The sequence below is a fragment of the Gemmatimonadaceae bacterium genome (genome assembly GCA_019637445.1).
In the GTDB taxonomy this organism is placed as follows: Bacteria; Gemmatimonadota; Gemmatimonadetes; order Gemmatimonadales; family Gemmatimonadaceae; genus Pseudogemmatithrix.
This window is the reverse complement of sequence record JAHBVS010000001.1, coordinates 1,693,369-1,711,286: the sequence shown is the minus strand read 5'-3', so window position 1 is coordinate 1,711,286 and position 17,918 is coordinate 1,693,369. Positions and strand designations below refer to the sequence as shown.

The window sequence follows — 17,918 nt, the reverse complement described above, 5'->3', positions numbered from 1 at the left end:
ATGTGGGCGAGATTCCCTGTATGAGCGAGCGTCGATTCTCCGATGACGAAGTGGCCGCGATCTTCGCGCGGGCCACCGAGGTGCGCGACCACCAACCCAAGGCGCTGGTCCGCAGCGAAGGGATGAGCCTCGGCGAGCTGCAGGCCATCGGCGTGGAAGCAGGGATCTCCGCGGAGCTCATTGCCCGGGCCGCCCGCGAGATCGACCAACCCTCGGCGCCGCCGGTGCCGACGCTGCTTGGGCTGCCCATCGGCGCTGCGCACACGGTCGAACTGCCGCGGGCCCTCACGGACCGCGAGTGGGAACTCTTCGTGGTCCAGCTGCGCGAGACCTTCGACGCCCAGGGCAAGGTCTCGAGCCACGGTTCGTTTCGGCAGTGGCAGAACGGCCACCTACAGGTGCTCGTCGAGCCCAGCGGCAACGGCCAGCGTGTGCGCTTCAAGACGGACAAGCGCGACACCAAGGCCTTCGTCGCCATCGGCGCGAGCATGGCCGGCTTCTTCGGCTTGATGGCCTTCGGCGTCTCCTTCGTGAACCCCGAGAAGGCCGTGCGCCTGGCCAGCGTGCTCACCCCAATGGTCATCGCCGGCGCTGCCTACACGGGCTTCAACCTCTCCCGCATCCCCGGCTGGCGGCGCCTCCGTTCCTCCCAGATGCAGCGGCTCGGCGACTCACTGCTCGCGCTCACGTCCGGTTCTGATAGTTCTCAACAAGGCTAGGAACTGATTGCCACAGAGGCACAGAGACACAGAGGGCATCCGCGGCGAGCGAACCCTCTGTGTCTCTGTGCCTCTGTGGCAAAGTCGTTCCTTCCTAGGTGCCAGCGCCGGCTACACCGCCGCCAAACTCTCCTAGCAACCGCACCGCATCCCCCAGCGAGGCGAATCGGGGATCAGGCGCGTGGCCGGCGAGATGGCGTGCATAGATCTGTTGGGCAATCACCGCGATCTTGAAGACACCATACGCGTGGTACCAAGTCGCCGAGCGTGACGCGCGGCCGCTCTTCTTGAGGTAGCGCTCCCAGAGTTGGGCCCGGCTGTGATTGCCGGGGAGCGCCGTCATTCCAAGGCCCAGTGCCTTGAACGCGGGGTGGTCGCCGGCTTCGATCCAGTAGCCGAGTGACGTGCCCACGTCGAGCAACGGATCGCCGAGTGTCGCCATCTCCCAGTCCAGCACCGCGACGATCTTGCCGGGTTGCTTCGGGTCCAGGACCAGGTTGTCGTACTTGAAGTCGTTGTGAATCAAGCAGGCCCCGCTCTCGCTCGGCTGGTTCGCGTCCAGCCACTTGGCGAGTGAGTCCACCGACGGCACCTCGCTCGACTTCGACTTCTCCCAGCGCGCCGTCCAGCCTTCGACCTGTCGCTGTACGTAGCCCATCGGCTTCCCGAGCCCGCCGACCACTGGATCGCTTGGCGTGGCACCGTGGATCGCGACCATCGTGTCGAGAAATCGCTCGCTGAGCTTGGCGAAAGTGTCGGCGTCGTATCCGGCGGGCAGCTTGGGGCCGCGCAGCACCACGCCGTCGACGAACTCCATTACATAGAACGGCGCGCCAATCACGGACTCGTCCGTGGACACGCCGAGCGCCTTCGGCGCCGGGATGCCACGCAGTTCGCAGACCGAGAGGATGCCGGCTTCGCGAGGCATGTCGTGGGCAGTGCCGGAGCGCTCGCCCGCGGGTGGGCGACGCAGCACGAATGTGCCCGTGCTCGTTGTGAGCTTGTATGTGAGGTTCGAGAAGCCGCCGGGGAATCGCTCCACCGACTTCACGGCACCGACAGCGGGCGCGTGCTCGGCGAGCCAGGCGTTCAGCAGCTTGAGGGGGAGCGTGTCGGTCATCGCGCCAACGAGTTGTCCGTGGCACGCACGCTCACGACGCGCCCCGCTTCATCCCCGCCGCCTGAAGGATCCGCCGCGCCACCGATGACTTGTGCACTTCGTCGGGTCCGTCATAGATCCGCGCGCCGCGCTCGTGCCGGTACCAGTACGCCAGCGGCGTCTCATCCGTCATTCCGTAGGCTCCGTGCACCTGGATCGCGCGATCCAACACACGCTGCAACACGCCCGCCACGTGGAACTTGATCAGCGAGATCCCATCGCGCGCCGCCTGCGCGCCCTCGGCGTCGATTTGTCGCGCCACGTCGAGCACCAGCAGGCGCGATGCATCGATTTCCGCGCGACACTCGGCGATCCAATGCTGCACCACCTGCTGCTGCCCGAGCACCTCGCCGGGCGCGAGCTCGCGCGTGGCCGCGCGCTGCACCATCAGCCGGAACGCACGTTCACAGATGCCGATCCAGCGCATGCAGTGATGGATGCGGCCAGGGCCGAGTCGCTCCTGCGCCAGCGCGAACCCCGCGCCTTCGTCACCAATGCGATTCGTGACCGGCACGCGCACGCCACGGAAGGCCAGCTCCGAGTGGCTCGCGTAGTCCGAGCCGCCTTCGCCCATCACCGGGATGTTGCGCACCAAGGTGACGCCCGGCGTGTCCATCGGCACGATGATCTGGCTCGCGCGCCTGTGCGCCGGCGCGGCGGGATCCGTCACGGCCATCACGATGGTGAACGCCGCACCGTCCGCGCTCGAGGTGAACCACTTGTCACCTGTGATGACGTACTCCTCGCCCTCGCGCACGGCCGTCGTGTCCATCCACACGGGATTGGACCCGGCGCGCGCGGGCTCCGTCATCGCGAAGCAGCTGCGGATCTCGCCGCGCACCAGCGGCGCCAGCCAGCGCTCCTGCTGTGCTGGCGAGCCGTGTGCGTGCAGCAACTCCTGGTTGCCGATGTCCGGCGCGTTGCAGTTGAAGAGGTAGTGGCCGATCGGGCTCTCCCCGAGCGCCGCACTCACCTCGGCGAACTGAGGCAGCGTGAGGCCAAGGCCGCCCATCGACACCGGAAGATGCGGCGTCCACAGCTTGAGGCGCTTCACCTCCTCACGCAGCGCGGCGAGTTCTGGCACCAGCTCGGCGAAGGGCTCCGAGAGGAAGCGCGGCTCCATCGGCTGCGCGCGCTCCAGCAGGAATGCGCGGATCTCGCCGACAAGCGTCGGCAACGAGCGCGTCGTCACGTCACGCGCCTCACAAGCAGGGCAACGTCGCCGTTTGAACGACCGCCTGCCGACACAAGCCTCACGACTGCTTCTCCTTGTCCTTCGCCGTCGCGCCGCGCGCCGAGGCCTCGAGCGCCGCCCACTGCTCCGGTGCCAGCGACGACATCCACGAGAACTGCCCCGCCCCCTTCAACTTCTCGCCGCCGTCAATGCCGATGCACTCGCCATTGATGTACGACGCCGCGTCCGACACCAAGAACGCCGCGAGGTTCGAGAGCTCGATCAACTCACCCGGGCGCCGCATCGGAATCCGATCCAATGCTTCGTGCAGCAGCGACGGATCCGGCAACAACCGATCCCAAGCGCCCTTGGTGGGAAACGGCCCCGGCGCAATCGCGTTGCAGGTGATGCCCTTCGGTCCCCACTCCACCGCCAGCGATTGCGTCATCGCCAACACACCCGCCTTCGCCGCCGCACTCGGTACGACGTACGCACTGCCGCCCACCGAGTAGGTCGTGACGATGCTCAGCACACGACCCTTCCTGCCCTCGGCGATCCACTTCTTGCCCAGCGCGAGCGTGCAGTAAAAAGACCCGTGCAACACGATGCCCAGCACCGCATCCACTGCGCGGTGCGAGAGCCGCTCCGTCGGCGAGGCAATGTTGCCGGCGGCGTTGTTCACCAGGATGTCCACGTGCCCGAAGTGCTCCCAGGCGCGCGCGATCATCGCGTCCACCGCGTCCGGATCACGGATATCGCAGGGAATCGCCAGCACCTCACCCGGTTCCTCGGCCATCATCTGCTCGGCGGCCTCGGTGAGCACCGCCTCGCGACGCCCACAGATCACGACGTTCGCGCCGAGTTGCAGGAATCTCTCGGCCATCGCGCGACCGAGTCCGGTGCCGCCGCCCGTGACGAGCGCGATCTTGCCGGTCAGCAATCCATCGTTGAAGGTCGCGTCGCGCACGCCTAGCGCCCGCCAGCAGCGCGCCGCGCACGCGCGGCGGACACCATCTCCTTGATCTCCGCCATCAGTGTCGGCCCGTGGTACGGCAGCCCGCCGACCAGCGTCCACTCCACACCAAGCGTGCGCTGCTCGGCGCCGTCCACGATCCGCGTCGTGCCGCCGGGATACAGCACCTTCATGTCCTCGAGCGGGTTGCCGTCCACGACAATGAGATCCGCCTTCCAGCCCGCGCGCACGCGGCCGAGCCGCGAGGACTCGCCGAGCACGCGCGCACCGTTGCCGGTGCAGTGCTCGATGACCTTGAGCGGATGGAAGCCCGCTTCCTGGTGCAGTTCCATCTCGCGGATAAGGCCGAAGCCATACATCTGATAGATGAAGCCCGCGTCGTCGCCGCAGGCAATCGTGCCGCCCTTCTGTTCGTAGCTGCGCAGCGCGGCCATCCAGATGCGGTAGTTCTCCTTCCAGAAGATCTCGTCCGTGGAGCTCCAACCGATGAAGTACGAGCCGTGGTTGGCAGGATCCGGCTTGAAGTACTCCTCCAGCGCCGGATGCAGGTAGTCGCGGAACCAGGGCTGGTTCTGCGCGCGCTGCAGGTCGCGCGAGGCTTCATAGATGTCCAGCGTCGGCACCCAGGACACATTCGCGCGCACCATCGAGGTCAGCACGCTGTCGAGCAGCATTGAGTCCGCCTCGCGCCACAGCCGGCCGGCCCAGCGGAAGCGGTCTGTTTCGTCGTTGTAGTTGTAGTCCGAGGGGAAGTGCTGCCGCTTGTCCTTGATCGCCGCGTCGGGAATGCCGTACCAGTGCTCGATGGTCGTCGTGCCGCCGGCGATGTCGTCCCAGACGTTCGTCTCCTCGACGCCCACGTGGTGCGCGACCGGCAGGCCCTGCTTCTTGGCCTCGTCGAGCATCGCCATCAGGATGTCGCGGTCCAGGCCCGTGATCTTGATGCCATCGGCGCCCTGCGCCTTCAGTGCGCGTACGCGTGCGCGCGCGAGCTCAGGCGTGCGCGCGTTGCCGAATCGCAGATACGCGAAGGCGCGCGGCGAGGCCATCGAGCCGTTGCGCTGCGCGGCGCGCACGGCGAGCAGGCCCGGATTCGAGTCCGTACCGACTTCGCGGAAGCTCGTGATGCCCGAGGCGAGCCACAGCTTGAGTGTGTACTCGTATGGCTGCGGGTAGTTGGAGCGCTCGTGCTGCAGGTGGGCGTGGGCGTTGATCAAGCCCGGCAGCACGAACTTGCCCGTCGCGTCGATCTCGGCGTCCGCCTGCGGGCGCCGTGCACGGCCGGCGCGCACGGCGACCGGATCCAGCCAGGTGACCGAGGCGATCGTGTCGTTAACGATGAGGATGTCGGCAGGGCCGCGCGCCGGGGTGCCGTTGCCGTCCACGATCGTCGCGTTGCGGATGGCGAGCGAGGTGGTGCGGGCGTTGTGGCGGGCGGGGGCACTGCCGGTGCCTTGGGCCTCGGCGACGAAGGGCGCGAGGGTGGCGGCCGCGAGGGCCACCGCGAAGCGGGCGTGAAGCGGGCGGGTGGGACGCACGACGCAGGTTCTCCGAGGGAGCGAGGGTCTCGAAGGTTACGCGCCGAGTGCACGGGCCGCTACGCCGCAGCACACCGCCGCTGTGCCGAGGGCGGGTGTTCGCTAGTTTCGAGGGAACCCCAGCTGCTGAGGGATCTGTCGAGATGCGCAGTGTTCGCCGCCTCGCCGTCGCCATCGCGGTTTCCGCCACCGCGTGGTCATCGGTCGCCGCCCAGGATGGCGTGCCGCCGAACGCCGCCGCCGACTCCGTCCTCGGCCGGCTGCTCGGCGATTGGACGATGATCGGCCAGGTTGCGGGGGACTCCGTGCGCTACACGCTGCGCGTGACTCGCACACTGCAGGGTCGTTACGTGAGTCTGCATATGCTCGAGGACGCCACGCCGCCCACCTACGAAGCGCGTGTGGTCATCGGTGCGGACACGGTGGCGCCACGGGTGATCGCGCACTGGATGGATTCCTTTGGCGCGGCGTACTCCGTGCCCGCTGGCTACGGCACGGCGCGGGGCGACAGCATCCAGTTCACGATTGCGTATTCCCGCAGCACGTTCCGCGATGTGTTCAGCGCGAATGCCGACGGGACCTGGCGCCTCGCGGTAGACGCGCAGACGCCCAACGGCTGGCGTTCCTTCGCCGAGTATCGCATCGTGCCCGTGCGGACTGTCAGGCCTGATCCCTGACGGCAGCAGGAGCCGCAGCCAACGCACGAGGGCCAGGCCGCTAGCGCGACCTGGCCCTCAATGCATCCCGAATGAGTGGGAGGCAGCGGCCTTACGCCGCCGCCGACTCCTTCTGCTCGGGCTTGGCGGCAACCGCCTGCGCCTCGATCTCCAGCTTCACCTCGTCGGAGACCAGCACTCCGCCCATCTCAAGCGCCTGGTTCCAGGTGAGGCCGAACTCCGAGCGCTTGATCTTGCCGGTGACGGCGATCGAGCGGCGCTGCAGGCCCCAGGGATCCTTCACGACGCTGGACAGCTCGCCCTTGAGCGTGATGGGCTTGGTGACGCCGCGGATCGTGAGGTTGCCCTCGATCGTGAGCGCGTCGGCATCGCCCGAGACTTTCGTGGACTCGAAGCTGAGCTTCGGGTAGTTGGCGACGTCGAAGAAGTCGGCCGACTTCAGGTGCCCATCGCGCTGTTCGTTGTTGGTCGAGACCGAGGCCGCATCGAGCTCCATCGAGAGCTTGGTGGGCAGGTCGGTGGTGTCGTCCGTCTCGCCGGAAGCCGAGAAGAGCTTGAACGAGCCGCGGACGGTGGAGATCGCCATGTGCTTCACGGTGAAGTCGACGTTGGCGTGGGTGGTATCGAGATTCCAGAGCATGGTAGGGGTGTCCTATTTGAGTGGTCCGAGTGCTGCTGCGATTTCTTCCTTCTCCTTCTGCAACCACGGCGGGAGCTGCAGCTCCTCGCCGAGTGCCTCGGGCTTCTCGTCGATCGAGAACCCAGGCCCATCAGTGGCGATCTCCAGCAGCTGCCCATCGGGCGCCTGGAAGTAGATCGACTTGAAGTACTGCCTATCCATCACGGGCGAGACCTGCAGCCCGATTGACATGAGGTGATCGCGCCAGCTGAGCTGTTCGTCGTCGTCCTTGGCGCGGAAGGCGACGTGGTGCGTTTGGCCGATGCCGTGGCGCGCGTGCGGATGCCGCGGCGACCAGCCGAAGAGGGTCCACGACGAGCCCGGCAGCACGCGCGAGCCGTCGTAGTTGGCCCAGAACCAATGCGGGGTGTCCGGGTCGTCCTGATTGATGGTCTTCTTCACCAGCCGCAGGCCCAGCGCCTCTTCATAGAAGTCGCTGCTGCGTGCGATGTCGTCCGTCATCCCCGTGATGTGGTGCAGGCCGGTGAGGGCCATGTCCTCGGTGATGTGCGGGACGGGGTCCGGGTGGGTGGTCGCAGCGATAGCGCGCTCATCGCGCGTGCCCGGTAGCTGGTGTGGCTGCTGGCCGAGCACGTGCTGGCCGAGTTCGGAAATGGGTTCGTCGATGTCGTAGCCGGGGCCGGCGGTCGCGATCTCGAGCACCTGGCCATCGGGATCGCGGAAGTAGAGCGAGTTGAAGTAGCCGCGCGGCATTGGCCCCGAGACCGGTAGCCCAAGGTCCTGGAGACGGCGCTTCCACTTGAGCAGCGTCTCGTAGGTGGGCGTCGAGAAGGCGAGATGGTGCACGCCGCCGACGCCGTAGCGACCGCGGGGCGCCGTGGGCCACTCGAAGAACGTGACCAGCGTGCCAGGCGCGCCGGTGGCGTTGCCGAAGTAGAGGTGGTACGACGACGGGTCGTCGAAGTTGACCGTCTGCTTGACCAGCTTGAGCCCCAGCACCTCGTGGTAGAACGCGAGCGTGCGGCGCGCGTCCGAGGCGACGAGTGTGATGTGGTGGAATCCGAGAGTTGTGGGGCCTGGCATAATAACCTACCGGTGAATGTCTTACCACTAAGATACTAATACCGCGAAAGGTTCTGTCAAGAGTTGTCCAGGTTTTCTCGGTTTGTCCAGCTGGTGAAGGCCTGGACGGGCGGGGTCAGTTCCCGGCCTTGGCGGTTCCGGAGGGTTCGACCGGGAGGGCGGCGGCGCTGAGGCCGAGCTTCTTGGCCAGGGCCGCGAGCTGCTCCTGCTCCTCGGGAGTCAGGCCGGAGACCACACGGCGAATGACCTCGGCGTGGCCGGGGAAGATCTCCTTCATGAGCTGCTCACCCTCGGCGGTGAGGGCGGCCCAGCGGGCTCGGCGATCGGACTCGCAGGGGCGGCGTTCGACCAGGCCGCGCTTCTCGAGCTTGTCTATAAGGAAGGTGATGCCGCCGGAGCTCACGAGGATCTTCTTTTGGACCTCGTTGAGGAGCATCGGGCCCTTGTGGTAGAGGGCCTCGAGGATGGCGAACTCGGTTTGGGTCAGGCCGTGGGATTCGATGTCGGCCTTGGTGTGGGCGTGCAGGGTTTCGGACGCCCGGGAGAGGACGATGTAGAGGTGGAGGGGGTCTGATCGGTGTGCAAGTGACATCTCAGGACAAAGCTAACATCGCTTCGAAATTTCCTTCGCTGCGCACTCGTTGCTTCGGTGTTTCGCCGGGGTTGATCTCGGGCCTATATTGAGCCGTCCACTTTGTGCACCACTGAGGTCGAATGCCGACGAAGGGAAAGAAGAAGCAGCTTCGTGTTGCCGAACTATTCGCGGGGGTCGGTGGGTTCCGCATCGGCTTGGAGCGGGTGTCGAAGGACTTCGTCACCGTGTTCAGCAGTCAGTGGGAGCCACCGGGAACGGACGCGAAGCAATTCGCGTCGCGATGCTATGTCGAGCGTTTTGGTCCCAACGGCCACAGCAACGAAGACATTGCCAAGGTTCTCGATGCTGTCGAGCGCGGCGAACGGAAGCTGCCCCTCATCGACATGGTTGTCGGTGGCTTCCCCTGTCAGGACTACTCTGTCGCGAAGCCGCTGAACCAGTCAGCCGGTCTCATCGGCAAGAAGGGCGTGCTTTGGTGGGAGATTCACCGGCTGCTCCGCCTGCTTAAGGACAAGAAGCGTCCGGCCGAGTGGGTGTTCCTCGAGAACGTTGACCGACTGATCAAGTCTCCCGCGAATCAGCGCGGGCGCGACTTCGCCATCATGCTCGCGAGTCTCTGCGATCTCGGATACGAGGTTGAGTGGCGCGTCGTGAATGCCGCGGACTACGGATTTCCGCAGCGACGTCGGCGCGTGTTCATCGTTGCGCGGCGGCAGTCGAAGGGAAAGGCAAATGGCGCGAGCGTCGCCTACGAGAATGGTGTATTCGCGCGCGCACTGCCTGTGCAGGCGGAAAACCGGCTCGACCTATCGGAGCCTGAGCACTTTGAGCTGACGGGGGAAGTACACGAGATCTCTGCCGAGTTCGGGCGCGGTGTGGAGCGGACTCGGTTTGGCCAGGCGGGTTTCGTGCGCACGGTCGGCGTCGGAAAGCACCGGAAGCGGGTCGTGTGGACTTACAACCCGAAGCCGAAGTTCAACGGGCGCTACCAGACGTTGCGCGACGTGCTGGAGCGTGGAGACGTGCCGGAGCAGTTCCTTGTCGATGACGCGGCGTTACCGAAGTGGAAAAAGGCGAAGGGTGCAAAGGCCGAACACCGCGTCCACAAGGCTAGTGGCTTCACGTACTTCTATACGGAAGGGGCGCTGCCCTTTCCGGATCCGGCGGACAAAGCATCTCGGACCATCCTCACATCTGAAGGTGGCGCGTCGCCTAGCCGGTCAAAGCACATAGTCCCCGCGAAAGGCGGAGGATACCGGCGACTGACGCCGGTTGAGCTCGAAAGGTTGAGCGGATTTCCAGACAACCACACTGCCACGGGCATGAGTGACGGCCAGCGGGCGTTCTGCATGGGTAACGCGCTCGTTATTGGGCTTGTCGAAGCCATCGCGGCTGAGGTTGCGGTGCGCGCGCATCTTAGTTGTTCCGGGCGGTCCGGTGCGCTTGCTGGCTGATCCACGTTCTCCCGATTGCCCAGATGAAGCCGCGAGTATCGACATCCTCCAAGCTGCTTGGTGACGCCGGCGAGCACTACGCGCTCAGCCAGTTCAGCTTTTCGGGCAAATCGGCCGCGAAGATGCCAGACAACTGGGAGGGCTATGACCTAGCAGTCGAGGGAGGGTCAGGCCTTCTTCGGATTAGCGTCAAGACTCGAAGCGACACCAAGAGCTGGGATGCGAACAGTTGGTTCAACTTCGATGACCGTCAGACCGTCGAATGGATTGTGCTCATCTTCAAGGCGCGCAAGGAGAAGCCACGCGCATGGGTGGTGCCCTTCGACGTCGCGTTGGCGAATGCAAACGTTCCCGGTCCGCGCCGTAAGGACGCGTGGTACCGCGAAATATCCTGGCGGAAACTCCAGCAGGAGCCACTCTTGCAGTATGAAGACAACTGGGACCTGAGGCGCTTCTAGGTTGGCCCTCAGCAGAAGCATACGTTGTGCGATCTCTATCCTAAGAGCGCACAAACTCGTAGAGCTCTGCATACTCGTTCGCGTCCGCCCGAACCAAAGCCTTGAGATAGCGAGCTCGCGTTATCGCCGGCTCCGTATCTTCGCTCATTGCACCCCAACTGAACGGGGCGCGCTTCCACATCTTTAGCAGAAGATCTGTCGCCATCCGCCCGTGCCTACCATTGCCGTTAGGCCACGGATGGATTCTTACAAGTTCGTGGTGGAATCGCGCTGCAGTACGGTCGAGCTCGTCGCCATCGCCGTTGCAAGCTTCGTACTGGGCCTTCGTGTTATTGATGAGGTCCACCATAAGCCGTGGAACTTCCGGTGCGGAGAACGGCGAGACGGTTTTCATTGTCTTCCTGTATTTCCCCGCCCACTCCCACGTCTGCCCAAACATCCGGCGGTGCAACTCCTTCAGTATCGCAATATCCAAGACGTCGAGTGTTCGACCAGCAATCCAGTCTATAGCGAGTTCAATGTTCTTCCCCTCCCACTGATTGAGTTCTGCGCGAGTCTGCAGATGTGCTGGAATGAGCCCGTCGACCTCGTCTTCATCTAGCGTTGTGTTGCCATCGCCCGAGTGCGATTCACCGAGAGCCTCGCGTTCCATAGGTCAATCCCACAGCCGGCTTGCTCGCTTGGTTTTCCACAGGTCGACGGCACGCTCCTCCTCCAACACCTCGCTTACCCCTTCCGCTTGCGACTCCAAATGCATCGTGTGGAGCAGGCGATTCCGCTGCTGCCTTGCCTTGCGTACAGCCTGCTGGTGCACCGTCTCTTCGAGTGAGGTTTTCGGTGCGAGAACAAGCTTGAGTTCACAGTCCATCGCTTCCGCAGCTTTAATCAACTTCGAAATCGAGATTGTGCCTGCCCGTTCTCGTTCCTCGAGGCTCCTGAGCGACTGAGGGGATATCCCCATGCGCTTTGCAAGCTGCGTCATCGTCATCCCCAGGGCTTCGCGAATCGTACGAATCCAGCCGTCCCTTGGCGCTTCCATATTTGGCAGCCGCTTTAGCCGACCATCAAGCTGCCGTCTTTGTAGGGCGAGCATCTCTGGAGACTTTCGTGGGGATCTCATAGCTCTTTTCACGGTTTTCTCTTCAGAAGCCAGTTAACAGCTTACGAACTGTAATCATTTGCTATATTTACAGCTTATAGACTGTTAATACAAGTCAACGCAACAGTGTATACACTACGAAATGGTAATTCCCTATTACGCAAGCACTTACGATGGAACCTGGTGACTGGCGGAAACGGGCTGCTGGAGCGGATGGTCAGAGTTCTACCGCGACTCATGCAACAAGAAGGACCGGAAGTTCGGTGCGTAGAAGGAGAGGAACGAGAGGAGCGAGAAGAAGGAGGGTAAGAAGAAGAGGAAGAAGAAGAGAATCATGACGGTGATGACGATGCCGCGCGCTCACTCTGGCAGGCCAGCAACACGAACAGCTGTGAATCCAGCCGACGTCATGATCTTCATCCGAGACGGCGCAGGCATGCACCGAGATGCCGAGTAACGAAGCTTGCAGCTGACGGGCCGCGGTAGGAAAGCGAGAGCGCGGCGCGCGCCGACTGCCCTCGGTTGGCCTGGCGCGCGCCTCGCTCCCGCATTTTGTTGAAGCGTCCGCAGCTAAAGCAAAGCTTATGCGCACAGAAGCAGGCCCGTGCCCTCAGTCCTATCTATCTCTTGAGTGCGATGACAAGACTGGATACTCGACTTGAGTCAGAGGGAGCTGAGTTCCTGGTGCTCGGGCAGCTCCTACTGCATCGCGTCGTCGCATACAAGACGTACACGAATATGCCGGGGTACGACCTAGTCGCGACCAACCCGGCAGCCGGCAAGTCGGTCAAGATTCAGGTTAAGAGCCGCTGGAGCACGACGGCTCGCGGGTTCGCAATCCGCAATCTTGACTGTGACTTCGTCGTTTACGTGCGACTCAACCGCGGGAACAAGCAGGGAACGGGAGTGGTGAAGCCGCCCGACTATCACGTTCTGCCTATACGAGTCATCAAGCGAGCCTTAAGCACGGACAAGGTGTGGGGGACGCGCGTGATGAACCGTGATGTCAAGAACCTCGATCAGTACCGCGAGCGCTGGGACCTAATCGACGCTGCGCTCGGCAAGGCGAAGAAGAAGCGTCGCGGAGCGGGCGCATGACGACGAATGCCGCGGACGGCGGGTCTTGATCCAGTATTTCGAGAACCGCCACTCGACGAACCGCGAGGAGGCGTCAGATCAACAGAGCGAACTGCACCGCTCAGCGGCTGAAGATCTTAAGACTTAAGCAATCGCTTCTTGAGCGCTGCAACAACCGCAACTCTCGCATCACGCTGAGTAGCGTACAGACCGAGCTCGACATCCTCGACCTGACCGGGCAGATGCCGTTCGCAGTAGGCTCTCCACCCGTCGGCGGCTTGCCACACACATCCGTAGACCCGTGTAGGCGGCCAATACCAGTAGGCCGCCCGAATCGCCACGGAGGTCCGGAACCCCGGCTTCTCAATCCGAAACCCACTATAAGGGCGCCACCGCATCCTTCACTCTCCTTGGTACAGGCTGGAGAGTCGCAGGGCCCGGAATCGCGCGGAATATACAACTCAACTCGCGAAAGATCAAGATCTCCGCGGCGAGACCCCCGCGCCGTGATTCTCCTGTACGAGCCGCGCGACGAAGTCGGTATTCAGCCAGAAGCACTTCTTCACGACGTGCCCCACTCGCGGAGCTTCCTCGGTGTCGCTTCCGTCCCTGCCATGCGGCCTTACGTGAATGAACCGAGTCTCTCCGCTCCCCGGCAGGTCATTTGCTTTGCCATCCTCAATCAGCTTGGCGTACATGCGCCACTCATCCTCTATGCCGGCAAGCTCCGTGGGCGATGGTGACCAGAAGAATGCAGAGCCCCACAGTTGAGTCTCTTTCGGAGAAGACCGCTTCTCCCGAATCAAGGGCACTATGAGCAGACGGCTGAGGTGCTGAAGGAACTCGCTTTCGTCCCACTCCTCCTTCCATACCTCCATATGATTGAACTTCGGAAATGACATCGCCTCATACGGACGCCCAGCCGGCGAGATCGGAACAATCTTGACTTGAATACCGCGCTCCTTGAACTCGCGAATCGCAGCGCGGTCGTCGAGCACACCGATGGCGCGTCGAACAAGAACCGCGGCGCCAGACTTCGCTCTGCTGAGCGGTACACCCAGCGCCTCTGATATTCCTGCCAGTGTCCTGCCACGGTATCCGTCGAGGCGTTGAATCACCACTTCTTCGAAGCTCTGCTTGGCGGTGAGCTTCAAGGCGCTCCGAAGGTCAACCACCTCGCGATTGCCGAGCCGCTCCCGCTCCCAGAGCCATGTGGTCAGCGAAGGCTTGAGAGCCCAGACACGAGGCCTCGCCCGCACGGAGCTCTTTGGCTGGCGCACGAGCTGGCCACGCCCCGCTCCCTTCGTGGCTGCACCGAGCACCCGACCGTCGCCCTCCGAGATTTCATGTGCGAGACCATCGAGCACCTTCTGCTGAACCGCCGACCAATCCGTCTCAAGCTGCGGAACGAGGTCTTGCGGTGGCGTCCAAAGCACGACCTCTTCAATCACAGTGTCCAGCGGATGCCCGGCATCCAAGTGAAAGAAGAACACGAAGAGAATCTTGTGCAGCTTCTGTCGGACTTTCGCCTTCTGCCACGTCTCATCCACCAGCGCGTCGTAGTCAATCATCGTCACGCTGGTGCGCTCCTTCGCTCGCACTGACCGGGAGCTGCGCTTGAGCGGAACGGCTTTCAGTTCGATGCCCGAATGCGTGAAGTCCGGCCCTTGTTCGCTGCTTCGGGGAAGGCCGAACGCGCGCTCGACAAGCTGGCCGACTCGTCCCTTGTCGCCGGCCGACGATTCCATCATGCGACCGCTGGCTGGCAGCACCTCGCGCAGCGACTTACCGCGCAACTTGCGCGCGAACGCGAGAATCTCCTCCTCGCTCGCGGTTCTACCGTTAAATGCGCCGTAACGAAGCTCCGCCAATCGAGCTCACCTAGTTGGGACGTCCTCAAATCACTCGAGCGACGTCGCGTGAAGTGCTTGAGAGCCGCGCATCGTGTTCCACAGAGTGCGACTCGCGCTGTTGAATTCTTCGGTTCGGACCGTCTGCTCGCAACTCGCTTGACCTAGGCGGGCGATTTCGGAACTGCGTCCTTGATGTGGGCCGCCTGTGGGACCGGGTCCCAGGGTCAGTGGCGAACCCAACGTCCCTTCGCGACCTTCTCCCAGTGCCAATCCCCATCCGCCTCACCACCGCCCTAGCCGACCGCTACCGCATCGAGCGCGAACTCGGCGCCGGCGGCATGGCCACCGTCTACCTCGCCGAGGACCTCAAGCACTCCCGCAAAGTCGCCCTCAAGGTCCTCAAGCCTGAGCTGGCAGCAGTCCTCGGCGCCGAGCGGTTCGTGGTGGAGATCAAGACCACAGCAGCGCTTCAACACCCCCACATCCTCCCCCTCTTCGACTCCGGCGAAGCCGACGGCTTCCTCTACTACGTCATGCCGTTCATCGACGGCGAGACGCTCCGCGACAAGCTCAACCGCGAATCCCAACTGGGAGTAGACGAGGCAGTCAGAATCACCAGGGAGATCGCCGACGCCCTCCACTACGCCCACGGCAACGGCGTCATCCACCGCGACATCAAGCCGGAGAACATCCTCCTCCACAACGGCCGCCCCATGGTGGCCGACTTCGGCATCGCGCTGGCGGTGAGCGCCGCCGCCGGCGGACGGATGACCGAAACTGGCTTAAGCCTCGGCACCCCGCACTACATGTCGCCGGAGCAGGCCACGGCCGAGAAGGAGATCACCGGCCGCAGCGACGTCTACTCGCTCGCCAGCGTCTGCTACGAGATGCTCGCCGGCCAGCCCCCGCACCTCGGCGGCAGCGCGCAACAGATCATCATGAAGATCATCGCCGAGCCGGTGGAGCCGGTGACGCGGTATCGCAAGAACGTGCCGCCGCACGTGGCCGCCGCCCTGGCGCAGGCGCTCGAGAAGCTGCCCGCCGACCGCTTCAACAGTGCCGACGCCTTCGCACACGCGCTGCGGGACCCAGGCTTCACCAGCTCGACAACCCTGAGCCCGGCAGGCAAAGCCGCGCCGCGCGGTCCGAGCCGCGCCGTGATGGTCGCCGGAACCGCGCTGGTGCTGCTGGCCGGCGTTGCCGCGGGCTTCGCGCTCAAACCTGCATCGCCCACCACACCGGTCGTGGCACGCTTCGCGGTCCCGCTGCCGTTCGACAGCAACCTCGTCAGCCTGATGGCGCGCGCCGGCAGCGACCTTGCCGAACCCGTGGTGTCGCCGGACGCGCGATATCTCGCCTTCGGTGCGGCTGCTTGGAACGGCGCGCGTCTCTACGTCCGACCAATGGCCGGCACCGAGGTCCGCGAGATTCCCGGCGGAGGGTTCTGGCCCGTCTTCTCGCCGGACTCGAGGGCCCTCGCCTTCTTCCGGGAATCGGAGATCTGGCGGTTCGAGCTCGACGCCGAGCAACCGACGCGCATCGGCGCGATCGACGAGCGCCCTTGGGACCTGACGGCGGCGGTGTGGCATCCCGATGGACGGATCCTGGTGACGGGCGCACTCGGCGTGTGGGCGTTGCCGGCCGGGGGAGGCGAGCCGAGCCTGCTGATTGCCGCGGACTCGGGACTGCGCGAGCGGCTCGACGGCATCAACGTGCTGCCGGACGGCCGTCTGTTGCTCGAGGGGGAATCGCCCGCGGGCGTGCGGGTCCGCGTCTTTGATGCCGACGGCAGGGGCGAGCGCAGCGTGCTGGCAGGACTGTCACGGGTGCGCGTCGTCGACGATATCCTCTTCTTCGAGCAGGCTGGCCAACAGCGTGCCTCGCGCTACGACGCGCGCAGCCTGCAGCTGCGTGGCGAGCCGCTGGGGCTCGTGCTGCCGTCGGTCCTGCGCGTGGGCCGATCCATTGCCTGGACGGACTCCAGCACCGCCGTGCCGCTGGAGATGGTGTGGGTGTCGCCGTCCGGTGTGGCCACGTCGCTCGGACTGCCGAGACACCCGTTCCGCTGGCCGCGCGTGTCGCCGAGCGGCGCGCGTATCGTGGCGAGTCCCCACCGCGAGTCCGGCATGGTGGTCTACAACCTGCGCAACGGCACGCAGGTGTCGATTGCCGGATACACCGAGCCGGTGTGGCTGCCGGACGAGCGGGCCATCATCACCTCGCTCGGCAATCGACCCTTCGGAGGCTTGGGCGTGGTGCGCGCCGATGGCACGCAGGACCTCGACACGCTGATGACCACCAGCAATGGTGACGCCTGGCCCACCGACGTGTCCCGCGACGGCAAGTGGTTGGCCTGGTACGGTGCGACGTTCGGCGATGGAGGCTCGGGTGTGTCCAAGGACGCGAACGATCTCTTCGTGATGGACCTCGCGACCCGTGAGTCACGCCGCATCCCGATCCAGGGCGAACAACGCGCTGCGCGATTCTCGCCCGACGGGCGATGGCTCGCGTATCAGTCCACCGAGAGCGGACGGCAGGGCATCCACGTGCGCCCCTTCCCTGCCCTCGACGACAATTGGGTGATTAGCACGGATGGTGGCGAGGAACCCACGTGGTCGAACGACGGCCGCACGCTCTACTACCGCCGGAGCGGCGTCGTCTACGCGGTGGGCATTTCCGTGCAAGGCAATACGCTGGAGCGCACCCCGCCGCGTGAACTGTTCCGTGGCACGTATCTCCGCGACCACTTCGGCGACATCAGCTGGGACATTGCACGCGACGGGCGCTTCCTGATGTTGCGGCCCGTGCGCGGCGCGCAGCTGCAGGTCGAGGTGATGCTGCATTGGATCGAGGATGTGCGGGCGCGGCTTGCGCAGCGCTCTCGCTAGTCAGGCGTCGAGCAACTCCTCAAGCGCCAGCCGCGTCTTCACCGGGATGGCGTCCTCGCCGACGTAGCGGGCGACGATCTCCAAAGCCTCGCGCGACGACGTGAGATTGAGATAGCGCAGCAGGTAGCGCACGTCGTCGAGATCACTGAACTCCTCGCCGAGCCGCATCGCGGCGCACTTGAGGGCGAGCAGATACTCCGGGCGCGCGGTGAATACGCGTAGCTGTGGGAGTTCGAGGAACGGATCGAACTCGCCGCGGTCGCCGAGGAAGGACTTCACCGCATCGTTGAGCCAGGTCTCGGGCACCCCGGCCTGGGCCGCGACGCGTGCTGCTGCGCTGCGGACCTCGCGCGTGGGCACGAACATCGCATCGACGTCCCGCGTCGACTCGCGCGCACCGAAGGCCAGGCACATCACCGCGCCGCCAACCAAGTAGAGCTCGGCCTGCGTGTCTGTCGTGGCGAGTTCGTCGTTGAGCAGCGCGAACAGCCGATGGATCTCGGCGGCCGTGAAGGCGTGACGCGCCACGGC

17 protein-coding genes are annotated in these 17,918 nt (G+C 64.5%); 6 read left to right on the top strand and 11 right to left on the bottom strand.

The features are described from left to right. Positions 1-20 precede the first annotated feature (20 nt). Positions 21-719, top strand: a complete 699-nt coding sequence (locus KF709_07705; GenBank protein ID MBX3174282.1) for a hypothetical protein — start codon at positions 21-23, stop codon at positions 717-719. A gap of 94 nt (positions 720-813) precedes the next feature. Here the strand turns inward: KF709_07705 and KF709_07700 are convergent, their stop codons facing one another. The 4 genes from KF709_07700 to KF709_07685 form a co-directional block, all read right to left on the bottom strand. After that, positions 814-1,839: a phosphotransferase family protein gene (locus KF709_07700; protein ID MBX3174281.1), complete on the bottom strand. Its 1,026-nt coding sequence runs from the start codon at positions 1,837-1,839 to the stop codon at positions 814-816. Positions 1,840-1,870: 31 nt separating this feature from the next. Further along, on the bottom strand, positions 1,871-3,070 hold the full coding sequence (locus KF709_07695; GenBank protein ID MBX3174280.1) for an acyl-CoA dehydrogenase family protein: 1,200 nt from the start codon (positions 3,068-3,070) through the stop codon (positions 1,871-1,873). 61 nt (positions 3,071-3,131) lie between these two features. Beyond that, positions 3,132-4,019: an SDR family oxidoreductase gene (locus KF709_07690; protein MBX3174279.1), complete on the bottom strand. Its 888-nt coding sequence runs from the start codon at positions 4,017-4,019 to the stop codon at positions 3,132-3,134. A 2-nt stretch (positions 4,020-4,021) separates the two neighbouring features. Further along, entirely contained in the window at positions 4,022-5,563 is a 1,542-nt protein-coding gene (locus KF709_07685) for an amidohydrolase family protein (protein ID MBX3174278.1), read from the bottom strand. A 143-nt stretch (positions 5,564-5,706) separates the two neighbouring features. On the opposite strand from KF709_07685, the gene KF709_07680 reads away from it, so the two are divergent. Next, on the top strand, positions 5,707-6,240 hold the full coding sequence (locus tag KF709_07680; GenBank protein MBX3174277.1) for a hypothetical protein: 534 nt from the start codon (positions 5,707-5,709) through the stop codon (positions 6,238-6,240). A gap of 91 nt (positions 6,241-6,331) precedes the next feature. Here the strand turns inward: KF709_07680 and KF709_07675 are convergent, their stop codons facing one another. The 3 genes from KF709_07675 to KF709_07665 all read right to left on the bottom strand — a co-directional run bounded on the left by KF709_07675 (position 6,332) and on the right by KF709_07665 (position 8,555). Then, complete coding sequence (locus KF709_07675; protein ID MBX3174276.1) at positions 6,332-6,880, bottom strand: YceI family protein; 549 nt, start codon at positions 6,878-6,880, stop codon at positions 6,332-6,334. A gap of 12 nt (positions 6,881-6,892) precedes the next feature. Further along, a complete protein-coding gene (locus KF709_07670; protein ID MBX3174275.1) occupies positions 6,893-7,963 on the bottom strand; it encodes a VOC family protein in 1,071 nt (356 codons plus the stop codon). Positions 7,964-8,078: 115 nt separating this feature from the next. Beyond that, positions 8,079-8,555, bottom strand: coding sequence for a MarR family transcriptional regulator (locus tag KF709_07665; protein MBX3174274.1), 477 nt, complete (start codon positions 8,553-8,555; stop codon positions 8,079-8,081). Between the two features lie 122 nt (positions 8,556-8,677). Here KF709_07665 and dcm point away from each other — a divergent pair, with 122 nt between their 5' ends. Together dcm and KF709_07655 are read left to right on the top strand one after the other, a co-directional pair. Further along, entirely contained in the window at positions 8,678-10,012 is a 1,335-nt protein-coding gene (dcm, locus tag KF709_07660) for a DNA (cytosine-5-)-methyltransferase (protein MBX3174273.1), read from the top strand. Between the two features lie 23 nt (positions 10,013-10,035). Then, positions 10,036-10,470, top strand: a complete 435-nt coding sequence (locus tag KF709_07655) for a hypothetical protein (protein MBX3174272.1) — start codon at positions 10,036-10,038, stop codon at positions 10,468-10,470. A gap of 40 nt (positions 10,471-10,510) precedes the next feature. Here KF709_07655 and KF709_07650 read toward each other — a convergent pair whose 3' ends face one another. Then, a complete protein-coding gene (locus tag KF709_07650) occupies positions 10,511-11,122 on the bottom strand; it encodes a mobile mystery protein B (protein MBX3174271.1) in 612 nt (203 codons plus the stop codon). A gap of 3 nt (positions 11,123-11,125) precedes the next feature. After that, a complete protein-coding gene (locus KF709_07645) occupies positions 11,126-11,563 on the bottom strand; it encodes a mobile mystery protein A (protein MBX3174270.1) in 438 nt (145 codons plus the stop codon). Between the two features lie 690 nt (positions 11,564-12,253). On the opposite strand from KF709_07645, the gene KF709_07640 reads away from it, so the two are divergent. Then, positions 12,254-12,667: a hypothetical protein gene (locus KF709_07640; protein MBX3174269.1), complete on the top strand. Its 414-nt coding sequence runs from the start codon at positions 12,254-12,256 to the stop codon at positions 12,665-12,667. Positions 12,668-13,122: 455 nt separating this feature from the next. Here the strand turns inward: KF709_07640 and KF709_07635 are convergent, their stop codons facing one another. Further along, entirely contained in the window at positions 13,123-14,517 is a 1,395-nt protein-coding gene (locus tag KF709_07635) for a hypothetical protein (GenBank protein ID MBX3174268.1), read from the bottom strand. Positions 14,518-14,762: 245 nt separating this feature from the next. Between KF709_07635 and KF709_07630 the strand changes: the two genes are divergently transcribed. Continuing rightward, positions 14,763-17,387 carry a serine/threonine-protein kinase gene (locus KF709_07630; GenBank protein ID MBX3174267.1) on the top strand — a complete coding sequence of 875 codons (2,625 nt, stop codon included), beginning with the start codon at positions 14,763-14,765 and terminating at the stop codon, positions 17,385-17,387. On the opposite strand, the gene KF709_07625 is transcribed toward KF709_07630, so the two are convergent. After that, on the bottom strand, positions 17,388-17,915 hold the full coding sequence (locus KF709_07625) for a hypothetical protein (protein ID MBX3174266.1): 528 nt from the start codon (positions 17,913-17,915) through the stop codon (positions 17,388-17,390). It abuts the gene before it with no gap. Between the last annotated feature and the right edge of the window lie 3 nt (positions 17,916-17,918).

Excerpts from the sequence above, each read along its gene's own strand:
- KF709_07705 (MBX3174282.1), top strand. The coding sequence starts at position 21 with ATGAGCGAGCGTCGATTCTCCGATGACGAAGTGGCCGCGATCTTCGCG.
- KF709_07700 (MBX3174281.1), bottom strand. The coding sequence starts at position 1,839 with ATGACCGACACGCTCCCCCTCAAGCTGCTGAACGCCTGGCTCGCCGAG.
- KF709_07680 (MBX3174277.1), top strand. The coding sequence starts at position 5,707 with ATGCGCAGTGTTCGCCGCCTCGCCGTCGCCATCGCGGTTTCCGCCACC.
- KF709_07675 (MBX3174276.1), bottom strand. The coding sequence starts at position 6,880 with ATGCTCTGGAATCTCGATACCACCCACGCCAACGTCGACTTCACCGTG.
- KF709_07670 (MBX3174275.1), bottom strand. The coding sequence starts at position 7,963 with ATGCCAGGCCCCACAACTCTCGGATTCCACCACATCACACTCGTCGCC.
- KF709_07665 (MBX3174274.1), bottom strand. The coding sequence starts at position 8,555 with ATGTCACTTGCACACCGATCAGACCCCCTCCACCTCTACATCGTCCTC.
- dcm (MBX3174273.1), top strand. The coding sequence starts at position 8,678 with ATGCCGACGAAGGGAAAGAAGAAGCAGCTTCGTGTTGCCGAACTATTC.
- KF709_07655 (MBX3174272.1), top strand. The coding sequence starts at position 10,036 with ATGAAGCCGCGAGTATCGACATCCTCCAAGCTGCTTGGTGACGCCGGC.
- KF709_07650 (MBX3174271.1), bottom strand. The coding sequence starts at position 11,122 with ATGGAACGCGAGGCTCTCGGTGAATCGCACTCGGGCGATGGCAACACA.
- KF709_07645 (MBX3174270.1), bottom strand. The coding sequence starts at position 11,563 with ATGCTCGCCCTACAAAGACGGCAGCTTGATGGTCGGCTAAAGCGGCTG.